The organism is Streptomyces coeruleorubidus (assembly GCF_028885415.1).
Lineage (GTDB): Bacteria > Actinomycetota > Actinomycetes > Streptomycetales > Streptomycetaceae > Streptomyces > Streptomyces coeruleorubidus_A.
This window is the reverse complement of sequence record NZ_CP118527.1, coordinates 5,978,533-5,996,368: the sequence shown is the minus strand read 5'-3', so window position 1 is coordinate 5,996,368 and position 17,836 is coordinate 5,978,533. Positions and strand designations below refer to the sequence as shown.

Annotated in this window: 16 protein-coding genes; 6 read left to right on the top strand and 10 right to left on the bottom strand. The window is 71.5% G+C overall.

Going from position 1 to position 17,836, the window contains the following annotated elements; all coding sequences use genetic code 11:
* The first annotated feature begins 210 nt into the window (after positions 1–210).
* A complete protein-coding gene (locus tag PV963_RS28095; RefSeq protein WP_274818582.1) occupies positions 211–1,419 on the top strand; it encodes a nucleotide sugar dehydrogenase in 1,209 nt (402 codons plus the stop codon).
* Positions 1,420–1,965: 546 nt separating this feature from the next.
* On the opposite strand, the gene PV963_RS28090 is transcribed toward PV963_RS28095, so the two are convergent.
* The 4 genes from PV963_RS28090 to PV963_RS28075 form a co-directional block, all read right to left on the bottom strand.
* Entirely contained in the window at positions 1,966–3,090 is a 1,125-nt protein-coding gene (locus PV963_RS28090) for a GuaB3 family IMP dehydrogenase-related protein (protein ID WP_086844453.1), read from the bottom strand.
* Positions 3,091–3,206: 116 nt separating this feature from the next.
* A complete protein-coding gene (gene guaB / locus PV963_RS28085; RefSeq protein ID WP_274818579.1) occupies positions 3,207–4,712 on the bottom strand; it encodes an IMP dehydrogenase in 1,506 nt (501 codons plus the stop codon).
* A 139-nt stretch (positions 4,713–4,851) separates the two neighbouring features.
* Positions 4,852–5,439: a sigma-70 family RNA polymerase sigma factor gene (locus PV963_RS28080; RefSeq protein WP_010036508.1), complete on the bottom strand. Its 588-nt coding sequence runs from the start codon at positions 5,437–5,439 to the stop codon at positions 4,852–4,854.
* 486 nt (positions 5,440–5,925) lie between these two features.
* Positions 5,926–6,537, bottom strand: coding sequence for a response regulator transcription factor (locus tag PV963_RS28075; protein WP_003948568.1), 612 nt, complete (start codon positions 6,535–6,537; stop codon positions 5,926–5,928).
* Positions 6,538–6,917: 380 nt separating this feature from the next.
* On the opposite strand from PV963_RS28075, the gene PV963_RS28070 reads away from it, so the two are divergent.
* Entirely contained in the window at positions 6,918–7,247 is a 330-nt protein-coding gene (locus tag PV963_RS28070) for a WhiB family transcriptional regulator (protein ID WP_031119978.1), read from the top strand.
* A gap of 66 nt (positions 7,248–7,313) precedes the next feature.
* Here the strand turns inward: PV963_RS28070 and PV963_RS28065 are convergent, their stop codons facing one another.
* Complete coding sequence (locus PV963_RS28065) at positions 7,314–8,210, bottom strand: LysR family transcriptional regulator (RefSeq protein WP_274818575.1); 897 nt, start codon at positions 8,208–8,210, stop codon at positions 7,314–7,316.
* Positions 8,211–8,290: 80 nt separating this feature from the next.
* Between PV963_RS28065 and PV963_RS28060 the strand changes: the two genes are divergently transcribed.
* The 3 genes from PV963_RS28060 to PV963_RS28050 all read left to right on the top strand — a co-directional run bounded on the left by PV963_RS28060 (position 8,291) and on the right by PV963_RS28050 (position 10,664).
* On the top strand, positions 8,291–8,959 hold the full coding sequence (locus PV963_RS28060) for an MOSC domain-containing protein (RefSeq protein ID WP_274818573.1): 669 nt from the start codon (positions 8,291–8,293) through the stop codon (positions 8,957–8,959).
* A 94-nt stretch (positions 8,960–9,053) separates the two neighbouring features.
* Positions 9,054–9,827 carry an SDR family NAD(P)-dependent oxidoreductase gene (locus PV963_RS28055; protein ID WP_274818571.1) on the top strand — a complete coding sequence of 258 codons (774 nt, stop codon included), beginning with the start codon at positions 9,054–9,056 and terminating at the stop codon, positions 9,825–9,827.
* A 129-nt stretch (positions 9,828–9,956) separates the two neighbouring features.
* Positions 9,957–10,664 (top strand): ester cyclase, encoded by a 708-nt coding sequence (locus PV963_RS28050; RefSeq protein WP_274818569.1) that lies wholly within the window; start codon positions 9,957–9,959, stop codon positions 10,662–10,664.
* Between the two features lie 90 nt (positions 10,665–10,754).
* On the opposite strand, the gene groL is transcribed toward PV963_RS28050, so the two are convergent.
* The 4 genes from groL to PV963_RS28030 form a co-directional block, all read right to left on the bottom strand.
* A complete protein-coding gene (gene groL, locus PV963_RS28045; RefSeq protein WP_274818567.1) occupies positions 10,755–12,380 on the bottom strand; it encodes a chaperonin GroEL in 1,626 nt (541 codons plus the stop codon).
* Positions 12,381–12,496: 116 nt separating this feature from the next.
* On the bottom strand, positions 12,497–12,805 hold the full coding sequence (gene groES / locus PV963_RS28040) for a co-chaperone GroES (protein WP_003974211.1): 309 nt from the start codon (positions 12,803–12,805) through the stop codon (positions 12,497–12,499).
* Positions 12,806–13,073: 268 nt separating this feature from the next.
* Positions 13,074–13,838, bottom strand: a complete 765-nt coding sequence (locus PV963_RS28035) for a polysaccharide deacetylase family protein (RefSeq protein WP_274818563.1) — start codon at positions 13,836–13,838, stop codon at positions 13,074–13,076.
* The gene (locus PV963_RS28030; RefSeq protein WP_274818562.1) at positions 13,835–14,713 is read right to left on the bottom strand and encodes a polysaccharide deacetylase family protein; all 879 of its coding nucleotides are present in this window, start codon (positions 14,711–14,713) and stop codon (positions 13,835–13,837) included. Before PV963_RS28030 ends, PV963_RS28035 begins: the two co-directional genes overlap by 4 nt.
* Positions 14,714–15,277: 564 nt before the next feature.
* On the opposite strand from PV963_RS28030, the gene PV963_RS28025 reads away from it, so the two are divergent.
* Positions 15,278–16,441: a class I SAM-dependent methyltransferase gene (locus PV963_RS28025; RefSeq protein WP_274818560.1), complete on the top strand. Its 1,164-nt coding sequence runs from the start codon at positions 15,278–15,280 to the stop codon at positions 16,439–16,441.
* 10 nt (positions 16,442–16,451) lie between these two features.
* On the opposite strand, the gene PV963_RS28020 is transcribed toward PV963_RS28025, so the two are convergent.
* Positions 16,452–17,798: an RNA polymerase sigma factor gene (locus tag PV963_RS28020; protein ID WP_425541038.1), complete on the bottom strand. Its 1,347-nt coding sequence runs from the start codon at positions 17,796–17,798 to the stop codon at positions 16,452–16,454.
* Positions 17,799–17,836 lie beyond the last annotated feature (38 nt).

Below are 17,836 nucleotides of genomic sequence, written 5' to 3'. Positions count from 1 at the left end.
CCCATGCCCAAATTCTGACCGTGTTGCCCGACTTCAGCCACCACGGGCCGTCAGCCTGTGGACAACGCCCACGGAACACTCACCGAAACTCGGGCGAGCAATCCCGCATATCGGTCATATTTACTCCTAGTCTGACATTGCGCTCGCCTGTCCTGTCCACAGGGCTTGCGCACCTGTCCCACTTCGGCTATCGGGAAGGACGGCCACGCCATGCCCGCAGATCTCGCCGTCATCGGACTCGGCCCGTACGGCCTGCCCCTGGCCCAGGCCGCCGTCGCCGCCGGCGTCGCCACCATCGGCTACCGGACCGGCCCCGAGGCCGGCCTCCTCAGCCCCGCCGAACAGCGCCGGATGCTCTCGGGGGGCTTCCGGCCGACCACGAACGCCACCGAGCTCGGCCGGGTGCGCACCGCGGTCATCTGCGCACCGACCCCGCGGGGCGCGGACGGCGGACTCGACCTGAGCCAGCTGGAGGCGGCCGCCCGCACCCTGGCCGCCCACCTGCGCCCCCACATCACTGTGATCCTGGAGTCACCTGTGTACCCAGGGACCACAGAGGAATTCCTGCGTCCCCTCCTGGAAGAGGGATCGGGTCTGCGCGCGGGCCGCGACTTCCACCTCGCCTACTCCCCCAGCCGCGTCGACCCCGGCAACCGCGACTTCACCCCCGCCAACACCCCCAAGGTCATCGGCGGCCTCACCCCGGCCTGCACGGAGTCGGCCGCCGCCTTCTACGGACGGCTCACCGACAAGGTGGTGCGCGCGCGTGGACCCCGCGAGGCGGAGACCGTGCAGCTCCTGGAGACCAACTACCGGCACGTCAACATCGCCCTCGTCAACGAGATGGCCGTCCTCTGCCACGACCTGGGCGTCGACCTGTGGGACGTCGTCCGCTGCGCGGAGACCAAGCCGTTCGGCTTCCAGGCCTTCCGCCCCGGCCCCGGCGTCGGCGGCCACGCCGTCCCGCAGGACCTGACCGCCCACGGCGGCCGCACCCTGCGCATGGTGGAACTGGCCCAGCAGGTCAACAACCGCATGCCCGGCTACGTCGTCCAGCGCGCCGCCACGCTCCTCAACGAACACGGCAAGTCGGCCCGCGGCGCACGCGTGCTGCTCCTGGGCGTCACCTACAAGCCCGACCTCGCCGACCTGCACGGCACGCCCGCCCAGGAGATCGCCCTGCGCCTGATGGAACTGGGCGCGTCGGTCAGCTACCACGACCCGCACGTGCCCGCCTGGAGCGTCCTGGACCGCCCCGTCCCCCGCGTGGACTCCCTCTACGAGGCTGTCGCCGACGCGGACCTGACCATCCTCCTCCAGCAGCACCGCACGTACGACCTGCAAGGCCTGTCGGTGAAGGCACAGCTGCTGCTGGACACGCGGGGGGCGGCGCCCACGGGGGCGGCGCATCGGTTGTGAAGAGGGGCGCGTGGGCGCGCTGAGCCCCCTGGGCTGGTGGCGCGGGGCACCCCGCCGCCAGTACCTTGGGAGACGGTGGAGCCCACCGCAGGGGCTAATGCGGCAGGCTCCTGGATGGATCACGGTGTGTCCGCCCTTAGGTTCTGTGGGGGCGGCCGCTCACCATCCGAAGCAAGGTGGAGCCCACCGCAGTGGCCACTGCGGCAGGCTCCTGGATGGATCACGGAGTGTCCGCCCCTAGGTCTCGTGGGGGCGGCCGCTCACCATCCGAAAAGTCGCAAGATCCACCTCGGAATCGGGCCGGGCCCCGAGGGGCCGGGGTCCGGAACCGTGTCCTTGGAAGGGGGCACCCAGAAGAAACCTGGGGCGCCGATCACGGACACTAGCGCCTCGGAACCGCCCTCCACCGCGCCATCCGGCCCGAAGGCAACCACGCGCCCGCATACGCCAACACGCGCCCCGCCAGGGCCAGTTGGACACGCGAAAGGGCCTGGTCACTCACCCGAGTGACCAGGCCCTTCCTCGTCCCGTCCTGGGGACTACGGACTACCGCCGGTGCTGCGAGTCCGCCACCGTCACCTCGACCCGCTGGAACTCCTTCAGCTCGCTGTACCCGGTCGTGGCCATCGCCCGCCGCAGCGCGCCGAAGAGGTTCATCGAGCCGTCGGGGGTGTGGGACGGGCCCGTGAGGATCTCCTCGATCGTGCCGACCGTGCCGAGGTCGACCTTCTGGCCGCGCGGCAGCTCCTCGTTCACGGCCTCCATGCCCCAGTGGTTGCCCTTGCCCGGCCCGTCGGTCGCGCGGGCGAGCGGGGAGCCCATCATGACCGCGTCGGCGCCGCAGGCGATCGCCTTGGGCAGGTCGCCGGACCAGCCGACACCGCCGTCCGCGATCACGTGCACGTACCGGCCGCCGGACTCGTCCATGTAATCGCGGCGGGCAGCGGCCACGTCGGCGACCGCCGTCGCCATCGGGACCTGGATGCCCAGCACGTTGCGCGTGGTGTGCGCGGCGCCGCCGCCGAAGCCGACCAGCACACCGGCCGCGCCCGTGCGCATCAGGTGCAGGGCCGCGGTGTACGTGGCGCAGCCGCCGACGATCACCGGGACGTCCAGCTCGTAGATGAACTGCTTCAGGTTCAGCGGCTCGTGCGAACCGGAGACGTGCTCCGCGGAGACCGTCGTACCGCGGATGACGAAGATGTCCACGCCCGCGTCGACGACGGCCTTGGAGAACTGGGCCGTGCGCTGCGGGGAGAGCGCCGCGGCCGTGACCACGCCCGAGTCGCGCACCTCCTTGATCCGCGCGCCGATCAGCTCCTCCTTGATGGGCGCGGCGTAGATCTCCTGGAGGCGCCGGGTCGCCGCCTCGGCGGGCAGCTCGGCGATCTCGTCGAGCAGCGGCTGCGGGTCCTCGTAACGCGTCCACAGACCTTCGAGGTTCAGCACGCCCAGGCCCCCGAGCTCGCCGATGCGGATGGCGGTGGCCGGGGAGACGACCGAGTCCATGGGAGCGGCCAGGAACGGCAGCTCGAAGCGGTAGGCGTCGATCTGCCAGGCGATCGAGACCTCCTTCGGGTCCCGCGTACGGCGGCTGGGGACGACGGCGATGTCGTCGAAGGCGTACGCCCGGCGGCCGCGCTTGCCGCGCCCGATCTCGATCTCAGTCACGTTGGTGGCCTTTCCCTGTTGCGTTTCAGCGTCTTCCAGTATCGCCGACGGGCACGACGAGGGCGGCCCCGGATGCTCCGGGGCCGCCCTCGCTGTGCCTCACGCGCGCGTGGCCGTCACTTGCTGCGGCTGTAGTTCGGCGCCTCGACCGTCATCTGGATGTCGTGCGGGTGGCTCTCCTTGAGGCCCGCCGAGGTGATCCGGACGAAGCGGCCCTTGCTCTCCATCTCCTCGATGGTGGCGGCACCCACGTAGCCCATGGTCTGGCGCAGACCGCCGACGAGCTGGTGCAGCACGTTGGCCAGCGGGCCGCGGTAGGGCACCTGGCCCTCGATGCCCTCGGGCACGAGCTTGTCGTCGGAGGCCACCTCGGCCTGGAAGTAGCGGTCCTTCGAGTACGACCGGCCCTGGCCCCGGGACTGCATCGCGCCGAGCGAGCCCATGCCGCGGTAGGACTTGAACTGCTTGCCGTTGATGAACTGGAGCTCGCCGGGCGACTCCTCGCAGCCGGCGAGGAGGCTGCCCAGCATCACCGTGTCGGCGCCGGCGGCCAGCGCCTTGCCGATGTCGCCGGAGTACTGCAGACCGCCGTCGCCGATCAGCGGGACGCCCGCCGCACGGGCCGCGAGGGACGCCTCGTAGATGGCGGTGACCTGGGGGACGCCGATACCGGCGACCACCCGCGTGGTGCAGATCGAGCCGGGGCCCACGCCCACCTTGATGCCGTCGACGCCGGCGTCGATCAGCGCCTGGGCGCCGTCGCGGGTGGCGACGTTGCCGCCGATCACGTCGACACCGACGCTCGACTTGATCTTCGACATCCAGCTCAGGGCGTTGCTGTTGTGGCCGTGCGAGGTGTCGACGACCAGGAAGTCCACTCCGGCCTCGGCCAGCGCCTGGGCCCGCTCGAGCGCCTCGGGGCTGGCGCCCACGGCGGCACCGACGATCAGACGGCCCTCGGCGTCCTTCGCGGCGTTGGGGTACTGCTCGGCCTTGACGAAGTCCTTGACCGTGATGAGGCCCTTGAGGACGCCCGCGTCGTCGACCAGGGGAAGCTTCTCGATCTTGTGGCGGCGCAGCAGCTCCATGGCGTCGGCGCCGGAGATGCCGACCTTGCCGGTGACCAGCGGCATCGGGGTCATGACCTCGCGCACCTGCCGGGAGCGGTCGGTCTCGAAGGCCATGTCGCGGTTGGTGACGATGCCGAGCAGCTTGCCCGCCGGGTCGGTGACCGGGACGCCGCTGATGCGGAACTTGGCGCACAGGGCGTCGGCCTCGGCCAGCGTCGCGTCCGGGTGCACCGTGATGGGGTCGGTGACCATGCCCGACTCGGAGCGCTTGACCAGGTCGACCTGGTTGACCTGGTCCTCGACGGAGAGGTTGCGGTGCAGTACGCCGACGCCGCCCTGGCGGGCCATGGCGATCGCCATGCGGGACTCGGTGACCTTGTCCATCGCCGCGGAGAGCAGCGGGATGTTCACCCGGACGTTGCGGGAGATGCGGGACGAGGTGTCGACCGCGCCGGGGAGCACCTCGGATGCACCCGGCAGCAGCAGCACGTCGTCGTAGGTCAGCCCGAGTGTCGCGAATTTCTCGGGCACGCCGTCGACGTTGGCAGTCATGACACCTTCCCCAAATGGCCTTGATCGGTGCGGATGTCCATGCTAACGGGAAGCAGGGAGCCCGAATTCCAGTGTTCCGCCTGACCGGGGGCTTCGTATCTTCGTACGGAACGAGCGCATCCCCTGTTCAACGAAGGCACTACTGCTCAGCGAGCGCCCTCAGCCTGCTCAGTGCCCGGTGCTGGGCCACACGGACCGCGCCGGGTGACATTCCCAACATCTGACCCGTCTCCTCCGCCGTCAACCCCACCGCGATCCGCAGCAGCAGCAGCTCCCGCTGGTTCTCGGGCAGGTTGGCCAGGAGTTTCTTGGCCCACTCCGCGTCGCTGCTCAGCAGGGCGCGCTCCTCCGGGCCCAGGGAGTCGTCGGGCCGCTCGGGCATCTCGTCCGAGGGGACGGCCGTCGAGCCCGGGTGCCGCATCGCCGCGCGCTGGAGGTCGGCGACCTTGTGCGCGGCGATGGCGAAGACGAACGCCTCGAAGGGACGCCCGGTGTCCCGGTAGCGGGGCAGCGCGAGAAGCACCGCCACGCAGACCTCCTGGGCGAGGTCCTCCACGAAGTGCCGGGCGTCGCCCGGGAGGCGGGACAGACGCGTACGGCAGTAGCGCAAGGCCAGAGGGTGGACATGGGCGAGCAGGTCGTGCGTGGCCTGCTCGTCCCCGTCGACGGCGCGGTGGACGAGCGCGCCGATCGCCCCTTGGGCATTGACCGCCTCGTCGTCGCGCATCGGTCCATGGTGCCTTGCGGCCGCCGGGTCCGTGGCACCGCGCCCGTTGTTGTGCACCGAAGCGTTATGAGCAGGTGCGCCGGCACTCATCCCCTGCGCCCTCCCCTTCCGCTCGACCGAATCGTCCCCGAGGAACTCCACACCCTCAAGGATGCGGCATCCGCGGCGAAACGAGCAGCGGGCACCCGGCGGACTCCCGGTCCGCCCCCGCCGACCTGGCTTTCCGTGCCCACATTGCGACCACCGCCACACCCGCGATCGCCCCTGGGGGGTGTCGTTCGGATCATCCCGGGGACGTGGGTCCTCGGACGCGCCCTCCCGGACTCCCGACCTCTCTCGGGCAGGACGGGACCCCCACCGGCGTCGTCATCGGCTGCCGGCCTGCACACGCGCTCGTGCGGCTCGCGCGGGGACATCCGCATGCCCCCGCTCTGCGGCCCGCTCCGGATGCCGCGCGTGGAAGCCGGCCCGATCCGAAGGACACCCCTAGCGCACGAGACCCCACCGGAAGCCGAGCGCCACGGCGTGGGCCCGGTCCGAGGCGCCGAGCTTCTTGAACAGGCGCCGGGCGTGCGTCTTGACGGTGTCCTCGGAGAGGAACAGCTCGCGGCCGATCTCCGCGTTCGAGCGGCCGTGGCTCATGCCTTCGAGGACCTGGATCTCACGCGCCGTGAGCGTCGGCGCGGCGCCCATCTCGGCCGAGCGCAGCCGGCGCGGGGCGAGCCGCCAGGTCGGGTCGGCCAGGGCCTGCGTCACCGTCGCGCGGAGCTCCGCGCGGGAGGCGTCCTTGTGCAGATAGCCGCGGGCACCGGCGGCGACCGCGAGGGCAACACCGTCCAGGTCCTCGGCGACGGTGAGCATGATGATGCGCGCACCGGGGTCGGCGGACAGCAGCCGCCGGACCGTCTCGACGCCACCCAGGCCGGGCATGCGTACGTCCATCAGAATCAAGTCCGAGCGGTCGGCCCCCCAGCGGCGGAGGACTTCCTCGCCGTTGGCCGCCGTCGTCACGCGCTCTACGCCGGGCACGGTTGCGACCGCGCGACGGAGCGCCTCTCGGGCAAGCGGGGAGTCGTCGCAGACGAGGACGGAAGTCATGGCCGCCCTCCGCAGCTGATGCGCGTCACCTTGAGCCTCCAGGCTGGTACGAAATCGTCACCTGTGCGGTCGACCGCCTCGGACGCCTGCCCGAGCGCTTGTTCCTTCAACCGCCTCGCACTCTCAACGACGGTCACTCGAAAGAGTTACGGGGTCGGCTGACATCTTCGGCACTCTACGTGAGGGGCCGGACACGATGCAGACATGCGCAACAGACCCTCGAACTTTCATCACAACCTATGCCCCATTCAGACCCTTTTCTTCCGCTTTGCCAGTGTCTGGAGCTAGATTCGCAATGAGTCATATTTTCATCTCCTTAGATCGTAGTTGTACGGTCGTGGACACCGGATCCGCCCAGAACGGCTACAAGGGGTCACGTAATGGCAGATTTCTCCCGCCTTCCCGGACCGAACGCGGACCTATGGGACTGGCAGTTGCTGGCTGCCTGTCGCGGGGTGGACAGCTCGCTCTTCTTCCATCCGGAGGGCGAGCGCGGTGCGGCTCGGAGTGCTCGCGAGAACTCGGCCAAAGAGGTCTGCATGAGATGCCCTGTGCGCGCAGAGTGCGCCGCCCACGCGCTGGCGGTGCGTGAGCCGTACGGCGTGTGGGGCGGGCTGACCGAGGACGAGCGCGAAGAGCTGATGGGGCGGGCGCGCAACCGGCTGGTGTCGGCGTCGACATCTGGCGGGCACGCCGCCTCGAACAACTGAAGGAACGTTTCTGCGAGACAGGCACGCACACGCGTGCCGTTGGTTTTTGACGCCGTTGTGCTGTGGCTAGCGGTGGCCCGCCCGTGCCAGTTGGTCGAGCGTCGCCGCCACCGCCGGGACCTGTGCGAGGTCGGGCAGGGTGAGCGCGACGATCTCCCGGCGCACCGCCGGTTCCAGCGTCACGGCCCGTACCCCCCGGGGCCGTACGGACTCGACGGCCAGCTGGGGCAGCACGGCCACGCCGAGACCGGCGCCCACCAGGCCGGCGACCGCCGGGTAGTCGTCGGTCGCGAAGTCGATGCGCGGGGTGAAGCCGGCCGCCGCGCACACCTCGACCAGCTGGCCGCGGCAGCGCGGGCAGCCCGCGATCCACGGCTCCCGCGCGAGCTCGCCGATCGAGACGGACTGCGCGCCCGCGAGCCGGTGCCGCTCCGGCACCAGTGCGACGAGCCGGTCCGTCAGCAGCGGCCGTACGACGAGGTCCTCCCACTCCTCGGCGCCCGCCGCCCCCTCGTAGCGGAAGGCGAGCGCCACATCGCAGTCGCCCTCGCGCAGCATGCCGACGGACGCGGGCGGTTCGGCCTCCTCCAGGAAGACCCGGGTGCCGGGGTGTGCGTCGCGCAGCGCGGCGAGGGCCGTCGGCACGAGGGTGGAGCTGCCGCTGGGGAAGGAGACGAGCCGGACCCGCCCGGCCCGCAGCCCGGCGATGGCGGCGACCTCCTCCTCCGCGGCCGTGAGCCCGGCGAGGATCCCGGCGGCGTGCCGCACCAGCGCCTCGCCGGCCTGGGTCAGGCGCATCTCGCGTCCCGTGCGGATCAGCAAAGGAGTGCCGACGGAGGCTTCCAGGGCCTTCATCTGCTGGCTGACGGCGGGCTGGGTGCAGCCCAGTTCGCGCCCCGCGGCGGAGAAGGAGCCGGTGGCCGCGACGGCGCGCAGTACACGGAGATGACGAGCTTCGATCACCCTTCGAGAATAAGCGACCCTTTGAAGTCGCTCCGAATAATGCGTCGACGCTTTGGGACCGGTTCCCCTACCGTGCGGGCATGAAGCTTCTGTCTGTGAATCTGGGCCGAGCCAAGGCTGTGCCGTACACGGACAACCCGGAGGGTGTGACCGGAATCGACAAGCAGCCGGTGGACGGGCCGGTGCGGGTGTCGGCGCCCGGGCCGAAGGGCGTCGGCGGGAGCGGGCTGGCCGGGGACGCGGTGTGCAAGCTGGAGCACCACGGCGGCGACGACCAGGCGGTCTACGCGATGGCGCGCGAGGACCTGGACGCGTGGGAGCGCGAGCTGGGCCGGCCCCTGGCGCACGGGGCGTTCGGCGAGAACCTCACGACCGAGGGCCTCGACGTCTCCGGGGCGCGGATCGGCGAGCGCTGGCGCGTCGGGTCCGCGGTGGTGCTGGAGGTCACCTGCGGGCGGATCCCGTGCCGCACGTTCCAGGGCCATCTGGGCGAGAAGCACTGGGTGAAGCGGTTCACGCAGCGGGGCGCGCCCGGGGCGTATCTGCGGGTGATCGAGCCCGGTGAGATCCGGGCGGGCGACCCCGTCGAGATCGTGCACCGGCCGGAGCACGACGTGACCGTGGCCCTCCAGTTCCGGGCGGTGACCACCGAGCGGACGCTGCTGCCGAGGCTGCTGGCGGCGGGCGAGGCGCTGCACCCGGAGTCGCTGAGGCTGGCGCGGGAGTACGCGCAGAAGCACGGGGCCTGACGGCGGGCTCACCGTGCGGCCTCCACCGACCCTTCACCGGTGAGGTCCCCGCACGGAAGCGGATGCACATGCTCCAGGTCACTAACCTTCTGCCATGACAACGGCTCTGATTACGGGATCGACGGCAGGCATCGGGGCCGCGTTCGCGCGGCGACTGGCGGCGGACGGGCACAACCTCGTGCTGGTGGCCCGCGACACCAAGCGGCTGAGGGAGCAGGCGACCGAGCTGCACGACCGGCACGGCATCGAGGCGGAGGTGCTGACGGCCGACCTCGCCGAGGACAAGGGCATCGAGTCGGTGGCCGACCGGCTGGGCGACCGCAAGAACCCCGTCGACCTGCTGGTCAACAACGCCGGCTTCGGCAACAAGGGCCGCTATCTCGACGTCCCCATGGCAGACGAGCTGCGGATGCTGAAGGTGCACTGCGAGGCGGTGCTGCGGCTGACGTCGGCGGCGACGGAGGCCATGCGGGAGCGCGGCCGCGGCGGTGTCGTGAACGTCGCGTCGGTGGCCGCGTTCGTCCCGCGGGGCACCTATGGCGCGTCCAAGGCCTGGGTCGTGCAGTTCTCCCAGGGCGCCGCGCGTGACCTGGCCGGCAGCGGAGTACGGCTGATGGCGCTGTGCCCCGGTTTCGTGCGCACCGAGTTCCACGAGCGGGCCGGCATGGGCACGGACAACATCCCGGGCTGGATGTGGCTCGACGCGGACAAGCTGGTCGCGGCGGCACTGCACGACCTGGCGCGCGGCAAGACGCTGTCCATTCCGGACCCGCGCTACAAGGCGCTGATGGGGGCGGCGAAGCTGGTGCCGCGGGGGGTGCTGGGGGCGGTTTCGTCCAGGACGGGGCGGAAGTACGGTCCGCAGTAGGTCCGGCTCGGCGCTCCCCGCCGGTCCGCGGCTGCCCTGCATACCGGAGCTCGGCCGGGAGGCGACGAGCAGCTCTCGTGGGGACAATGGAGCTGTTCAGCCGGACCCAGGGGGGCCGGAGGCGAGAGCATGACGTTCGTACAGCTCATCGAATGCAGGACCAGTCGGCTCGACGAGATGAACCGGCTGATGGACAGATGGGTCGAACAGACCAAGGGAAAGCGGACCGCTACGCACAGTGTGGTGGCGAAGGACCGGGCCGACGCGTCGCACATCGTCGAGATCGTGGAGTTCCCGTCGTACGAGGAGGCGATGCGGAACTCCGGGCTTCCGGAGACCGACCGGATCTTCCAGGAGATGGTGGCGCTCTGCGACGAGACGCCGACGTTCACGGACCTGGACGTGGTGCGGGACGAGCAGCTGAACTCGGCCACCGCGCGCAGGTTCTTCGAGCTGGCGCCCGGGCAGGGTGCGGCGCCCGCGTTCAACGACGTGTTCATCGAGGGCTACCACGACCACGATCCCGCCAATGCGCAGGACGTCATCGGGCTGGACGCGGTGCGGCGCGAGGTGGAGGTCTGGCGAGGCGGGTTCGACTTCTCGTTCACGATCGAGGACCAGCTCGCGCAGGGCGACCGGGTGTGCACCCGGTGGACCTTCCACGGCAGGCACAAGGGCGACTTCCTCGGGATCCCGCCGACCGGGAAGGACGTCACCATGACCGGGACGACCATCCACCGGTGCACGCCGGACGGGAAGATCGCCGAGGGCTGGTGGCAGTACGACCGGCTGGGGCTGATGCAGCAGCTCGGGGCGCTGGACCCGCTGGAGTTGTGACCCGCGCAGGCGACACGGGAGCAGGCCATACGGGAGAAGCCCCCGCTCCGCACGAGGCGGGACGGGGGCTTCTGCTGCGAGGTCGGTGCCTCAGTGGGCGTGGCCGTGGCCGTGGCCCGCGGCGGCCGGCTCCTCCTCTTCCTTCTTCTCGACGACCAGGGTCTCGGTCGTGAGCAGGAGGGAGGCGATGGAGGCGGCGTTCTCCAGGGCGGAACGGGTGACCTTCACCGGGTCGATGACGCCGGCCTTGATCAGGTCGCCGTACTCGCCGGTGGCGGCGTTGAAGCCCTGGCCCTTGTCGAGCTCGGCGACCTTGGAGGTGATGACGTAGCCCTCCAGGCCGGCGTTCTCGGCGATCCAGCGCAGCGGCTCGACGACCGCGCGGCGGACGACCGCGACACCGGTGGCCTCGTCGCCGGTCTTGCCGAGGCTGCCCTCGAGGACCTTGGCGGCGTGGACCAGGGCGGAGCCACCACCGGAGACGATGCCCTCCTCGACCGCGGCGCGGGTCGCGGAGATGGCGTCCTCCAGACGGTGCTTGCGCTCCTTGAGCTCGACCTCGGTGGCGGCACCCACGCGGATGACGCACACGCCGCCGGCCAGCTTCGCGAGGCGCTCCTGGAGCTTCTCGCGGTCCCAGTCGGAGTCGGTGGTCTCGATCTCGGCCTTGATCTGGGCGACGCGGCCGTGCACGTCCTCCGTCTTGCCGGCGCCGTCGACGACCGTGGTGTCGTCCTTGGTGACGGTGACGCGGCGGGCGGAGCCGAGGACGTCCAGACCGACCTGGTCGAGCTTGAGGCCGACCTCCTCGGAGACGACCGTGGCGCCCGTGAGGACCGCCATGTCCTGGAGCATCGCCTTGCGGCGGTCGCCGAAGCCGGGGGCCTTCACCGCGACGGCGTTGAAGGTGCCGCGGATCTTGTTCACGACGAGGGTCGACAGGGCCTCGCCCTCGACGTCCTCGGCGATGATCAGCAGCGGCTTGGAGGAGTTGGACTGGATGACCTTCTCCAGCAGCGGCAGCAGGTCCGCGATGGAGGAGATCTTGCCCTGCGTGATGAGGATGTACGGGTCGTCCAGGACGGCCTCCATGCGCTCCTGGTCCGTCACGAAGTACGGCGACAGGTAGCCCTTGTCGAAGGCCATGCCCTCGGTGAAGTCCAGCTCCAGACCGAAGGTGTTGGACTCCTCGACGGTGATGACACCGTCCTTGCCGACCTTGTCCATCGCCTCGGCGATGAGCTCGCCGACCTGCTGGTCCTGGGCGGACAGCCCGGCGACGGCGGCGATGTCGGACTTCTCGTCGATCGGGCGTGCGGAGGACAGCAGGTCCTCGGAGATCGCGGCGACGGCGGCGTCGATGCCCTTCTTCAGGGCGGCCGGGGAGGCACCGGCGGCGACGTTCTTCAGGCCCTCGCGCACGAGCGCCTGGGCGAGCACGGTCGCGGTGGTCGTACCGTCACCCGCGATGTCGTTGGTCTTGGTCGCCACCTCCTTGACCAGCTGGGCACCGAGGTTCTCGTACGGGTCCTCGATCTCCACCTCGCGGGCGATCGTGACACCGTCGTTGGTGATGGTGGGGGCGCCGAACTTCTTGTCGATGACGACGTTGCGGCCCTTGGGGCCGATCGTCACCTTGACCGTGTCGGCAAGCTTGTTGACGCCGCGCTCGAGGGCGCGACGGGCGTCCTCGTCGAACTTCAGGATCTTCGCCATGGGAGCGTGAGCCCTCTTCCGGAATCTGGGTTAACGGCACTGCGCCCCGGGCGCCCGGCTTCTTATCGATCGCGGGGGGCCAGGGGCGCAGCTCAAAGCAATGTGCTTGGGGTGAATTACTTCTCGACGATCGCGAGCACGTCGCGGGCCGAGAGGACGAGGTACTCCTCGCCGTTGTACTTCACCTCGGTGCCGCCGTACTTGCTGTAGAGCACGACGTCGCCGACGGAGACGTCGAGCGGAAGACGGTTGCCGTCCTCGAAGCGGCCCGGGCCCACGGCCAGGACGACGCCCTCCTGGGGCTTCTCCTTGGCGGTGTCCGGGATGACCAGGCCAGAGGCGGTGGTCTGCTCGGCGTCGAGCGGCTGGACCACGATGCGGTCCTCGAGCGGCTTGATGGCAACCTTGGAGCTGGTGGTCGTCACGATCCGACCTCCCCCTTCGGAGATCTCACGGGGTTAACTGTCTGAGGTGGCGACCAGGTGGATCCGTCGTCGCGGGTGCCGGACCTGCCCGTCGCTGTGTTGGCACTCTCCAGGGGGGAGTGCCAAGGCCGAGACTATGACTGCGATTAGCACTCGGTCAAGCGGAGTGCCAATTACCGGCGGCGCGTCGGCCAGGTCCCGAGGTCGCCGTACGTTTGTGCAGGTGCCCGGCGCGGCCTCCCGGCCGACGAAACCGCCGACCGGGACGTCAGAGGTAGTCCTCCAGCCGCCCCACCCGCAGCCCCTTGCCCTCGACCTCCCGCAGCAGCCTCACCGTCCGTTCCGTCAGGGTCAGGGACGCGGGCTCGCCCGACGGCACCGAAACGATGTCGCCGGGGCGCAGGCCTGGCTCACCACGGGTGTAGGTCAGATCGCCGTCGGTTCCCAGGGACGCCCGCCAGAGGACGACCGACGTGATGCCGCAGTCGGCGGCGGCGCGCAGGGTCGTCGTGTCGTACGTGCCGTAGGGCGGGCGGAAGAGGCGGGGGCGGATGCCGAAGCGGGAGCGGAGTTTGTGCTGCTGGCCGCAGATCTCGGCGCGCTGGCCGGCGTAGGGCAGGCCGCGCAGGGCGGGATGGTCGAGGGTGTGGTTCTGGATGGACGCGCCGACCGCGCGCAGGCGGGCGAAGTGGCCGTAGCCGGGCCCTACGACGCTGTCCGTGAGGAACATGCTGACCGGAAGCCGCCGTTCGCGGACGAGGCCGACGAAGCGGGGGTCGCGCTCGGCGCCGTCGTCGTAGGTCAGGAAGACCACCCGGTCGCGGGTGCGGACGTGGTCCACGACGGGCGGGAGACCGCGTCGGTCACCTCGATCGTCTCGGTCGTCCGGGTCTGGCCCGCGGACGCCGCTCGACGCGTGCGCCGGGGACTGGCCCCGGTCGTCCGCCCCCGTCCGCTCCTCCGCGGCCCCGGCGCAGCCGGCCAGCAGGATCACCCCCGCGCACACCACGGCGGCCGGCGCCCGCCGCCTCACAGGTAGTCCTCCAGCCGCCCTACCGCGTATCCCTCGGCCGTGACCTCGTCCAGGAAGCGGCGGATCATGTCGGGCATCGTGCCCGGCCACTGGCCGCGGCCGCGGAAGTGGGTGAGGACGATGTCGCCCGGGTGCAGTTTCCGGTCCCACTCGCGGTACTCCCAGCGGTCGGCGAAGACCTCCTGGTTCCAGAGGGGGACGTACTCGATGCCGCAGGCCTTGGCGGCGCGCAGGGTCGCCCTGTCGTAGCTGCCGAAGGGCGGGCGGAAGAGGGCCGGGCGCTTGCCGTAGCGCTTCTCGATGAGGCGCTGCATGCCGCAGATCTCGCGCTTCTGCGCCCGGTACGGCAGGCCCCGCATATGGCGGTGGCGGAGGGTGTGGTTGTTCAGGACCACACCCGCGTCCTGCATCTTCTCGAAGTAGCGGTAGTCGTCCTTGATCAGATAGCCGCTGAGGAAGGCGCTGTAGGGGACCTCCAGCTCGCTCATCATCCGCAGGAACGCCGGGTCCTTCTCGGCGCCGTCGTCGATGGTGAGGAAGACGACCTTGTCCCGGGTGGGGATCGTGGTGAAGACGGGCGGCAGGTTCAGTCTGCGGTGGCCGTCCACCTCGAAGCCCTCGCGGGTCCTGATCCTCGGCTTCTTCGCGGGGGCCGGCGGGGCGGTCAGCGGGACCCTTCTCAGTCCCCAGCGCTGCGTCGCGACGATCCGGGCGGCGTGCGCGGCGCGCAGCTTGGAGGCGTAGGAGTCGAGCGCGCGGGCCGGGGGCGCGTCGAGGGGCTGCTGGCCGCCGGCCGGGGTGATCCGGCCGCCGTCGCCCTGCGCGCAGCCCGAGGCGATGGCCGCGAGGGCGAGCACCGCGATGCCGATCCGCACGCCGCCAGATGCCCGGCTTTTGTCATTTTGTACGACTGCTCGCATGGTGCGGGATCCTCGCAGCCGGCGTTCCCGGATAGGCCTCGACACCGCGACCGGCGGCGCGCCATCCACCGAGTGGCCCACACACGGTCCGACTCCTCGGGCACACGGACGGACCACCGTCGGCCCACCCGGACCGGGGCCGCACCTCCCGCGCGCACACAGAGGGACCACGGCCCGCCGCCCGGCCAGGCCGTACCGGCCTCCGCACGACGGACCACCGGGCCGGCCGCCCTGTTCCGGCGGCGCCGCAGGATGCCCGAGCCGGCGGCGCGGCAGGATGCCGGAGCCGACGCCGCGCCCGGCGCCGCCGGAGCGGCGGACGCCCGCGGAGGCAGGAGCCCGCCGCCCGCCGCCCGGCCCCGGACCGACCCGGGCCCCGGGCTCGGACCGGTCCGGGTCCCGGGCCCGGACCGACCCGCACCCCACACCCGACCGCCCCGCACCCCACACCCCGACCAACCCGCGCCCCAGCCCAGACCGCGCCACCGCCCACCCCGCCCCGTGGCCGACAATGATCCGGTGAACGACCTCGCCCTCCTCCTCACGCCCGAAGGCCGCGCCCTCCTCGACGAGGTGCGGGACACCGATCCGGCGCGGGAGCTGGCCGTCGCGACCCGGCTGCGCCGCGAGCATCCCGCCGAGCTGGTGTCGGCGGCGCTGGGCCAGGCGCGGCTGCGGCAGCGGGCGGTGGTGAAGTTCGGGGCCGAGGACGCGGGGCGGATGTTCTTCACGCCGAACGGGGTGGAGCAGTCGACCCGGGCGAGTGTGGCGGCCTACCGGGCGCGGCGGCTCGCGGAGTCGGGCGTGACCTCGGTCGCCGACCTGTGCTGCGGCATCGGCGGTGACGCGATCGCGCTGGCCCGGGCCGGGATCCGGGTCCTGGCCGTCGACCGGGACCCGGCGACGGCCGCGGCGGCGCGGGCGAACGCCGAGGCGCTGGGGCTGGCCGGCCTGATCGAGGTGCGGGAGGCGGATGTCACGGAGGTGGACACGGCCGGGTACGACGCCGTGTTCGTCGACCCGGCCAGGCGCGGCGGCCGGGGCCGGATCTTCGACCCCGAGGCGTACTCGCCGCCGCTGTCCTGGGCGGTCTCCGCCGCCCGCCGGGCACCTCGCGCTGCCGCGCTGAAGATCGCCCCCGGCATCCCGCACGAGGCGGTCCCGGAGGACGCCGAGGCCGAGTGGATCTCCGACGGCGGCGACGTGAAGGAAGCGGTGCTGTGGTTCGGCACCGAGCCCGGGGCGGTACGGGCCACCCTGCTGCCGGGCCCCCGTACGCTGCTCTCCCGCGGCCTGCCCGACCCGGCGGTCCGCCCGCCCGGCCGTTACCTGTACGAGCCCGACGGTGCCGTCATCCGGGCCCACCTGGTCGCCGAGGTGGCCGACGAGGTCGGCGGCGGACTGCTCGACGCGACCATCGCGTACGTCACGGCCGACGCACTGCGCCCGACCCCGTACGCCACCGCCTACGAGATCACCGACCATCTCCCCTTCAACGTCAAGAAACTGAAGGCCCTGCTGCGGGAACGGCAGGTCGGCAGCCTCACGGTGAAGAAGCGGGGCTCGGCGGTCGAGCCGGAGGAGCTCCGCAGGAAGGTCAAGCCCCAAGGGCCCCACTCGGCCACGGTGTTCCTGACCCGGGTCGCGGGAGCCCCGGCCATGCTCATCGGGCATCCCGCGTAGGCAGGAGCCGTCAGGACTGCTCCGCCGCCCGCCGCGACAACAGCTCCCTCTCACGCTCGTTGCGCGTCAGCGACGCCGCCCGTTCGAACTCCGCCCGGGCCTCCGTCGTGCGGCCGAGGCGGGACAGCAGGTCGCCGCGGACGCTGGGCAGCAGGTGGTAGTCCCGCAGGGCGGGGTCGTCCGTCAGGGAGTCGACGATGGCCAGGGCCGGGGCCGGGCCTTCGGCCATCGAGACGGCCACCGCGCGGTTCAGTTCCACGACCGGGGACGGGGAGCGGGCGGCCAGCAGGCCGTACAGGGTGGCGATGCGGGACCAGTCGGTCTCCTCGTACGTGTACGCGTGCGCGTGGCAGGCGGCGATGGCGGCCTGGAGGAGGTACGGGCCCGGGGCGCCGGAGGAGGCGGCCTCGGCCCTGCCGAGCGCGGCGATGCCGCGGGCGATGAGCATGCGGTTCCACCGGGCGCGGTTCTGGTCCTTGAGGAGGACGGGTTCGCCGGAGGGGCCCGTGCGGGCCGCCGTGCGGGAGGCCTGGAGCTCCAGGAGCGCGGTCAGGCCGTGCACCTCGGGTTCCTTCGGCATGAGGGCCGAGAGCACCCGGGCCAGGCGCAGGGCGTCCTCGCACAGGGACGGGCGGAGCCAGTCGTCGCCGGCCGTGGCGGCGTATCCCTCGTTGAAGACGAGGTAGATGACGTCGAGGACCGAGCCGAGGCGGGCCTCGCGCTCGGGGCCGTAGGGCACCTCGAAGGCGATGTTCCGCGTCGCCAGGGTGCGTTTGGCGCGGACGATGCGCTGGGCGATGGTCGGTTCCGGGACCAGGAAGGCGCGGGCGATCTCGGCCGTGGTGAGGCCGCCCAGCAGGCGCAGGGTGAGGGCGGTGCGGGCCTCGGTGGACAGGACCGGGTGGCAGGCGGTGAAGACCAGGCGGAGCAGGTCGTCGTCGATGTCGTCCGGGTCGGCGGGCTCCTCCGGGGCAGACACCGTCGACAGGTCCCGGCCGATCTCCGCCAGCTTGCGGGCGTAGTTCTCGCGGCGGCGGACCAGGTCGACGGCGCGGTTGCGGGCGGTGGCCATGAGCCAGGCGCCCGGGTTGTCGGGCACCCCGTCCCGCGGCCACCGCTCCAGCGCGGCGACCAGCGCGTCCTGGGCGAGTTCCTCGGCGATGCCGACGTCCCGGACGATCCGGGCGACGCCGGCGATGATGCGGGGCGACTCGATGCGGAAGACTGTCTCGATGGCGGTGTTGGTGCCGCTCGGATCAGCGGTGACGGCGGTACCGCTCGGGTCGGCCGTGGTGTCGCTCGGATCAGCGGTGATGCCGCTCGGGTCGGCCGTGGTAGCGCACAGATCGGCCGTCATGCCGCTCGGGTCGGCCGTCGTGCCGCTCGGATCAGCGG

Bases quoted from the DNA above. Each gene is read 5' to 3' on its own strand.
- PV963_RS28095 (WP_274818582.1), top strand. From the start codon at position 211: ATGCCCGCAGATCTCGCCGTCATCGGACTCGGCCCGTACGGCCTGCCC.
- guaB (WP_274818579.1), bottom strand. From the start codon at position 4,712: ATGACTGCCAACGTCGACGGCGTGCCCGAGAAATTCGCGACACTCGGG.
- PV963_RS28080 (WP_010036508.1), bottom strand. From the start codon at position 5,439: ATGCGCGACGACGAGGCGGTCAATGCCCAAGGGGCGATCGGCGCGCTC.
- PV963_RS28075 (WP_003948568.1), bottom strand. From the start codon at position 6,537: ATGACTTCCGTCCTCGTCTGCGACGACTCCCCGCTTGCCCGAGAGGCG.
- PV963_RS28070 (WP_031119978.1), top strand. From the start codon at position 6,918: ATGGCAGATTTCTCCCGCCTTCCCGGACCGAACGCGGACCTATGGGAC.
- PV963_RS28060 (WP_274818573.1), top strand. From the start codon at position 8,291: ATGAAGCTTCTGTCTGTGAATCTGGGCCGAGCCAAGGCTGTGCCGTAC.
- PV963_RS28055 (WP_274818571.1), top strand. From the start codon at position 9,054: ATGACAACGGCTCTGATTACGGGATCGACGGCAGGCATCGGGGCCGCG.
- PV963_RS28050 (WP_274818569.1), top strand. From the start codon at position 9,957: ATGACGTTCGTACAGCTCATCGAATGCAGGACCAGTCGGCTCGACGAG.
- groL (WP_274818567.1), bottom strand. From the start codon at position 12,380: ATGGCGAAGATCCTGAAGTTCGACGAGGACGCCCGTCGCGCCCTCGAG.
- PV963_RS28020 (WP_425541038.1), bottom strand. From the start codon at position 17,798: ATGACGGCCGATCTGTGCGCTACCACGGCCGACCCGAGCGGCATCACC.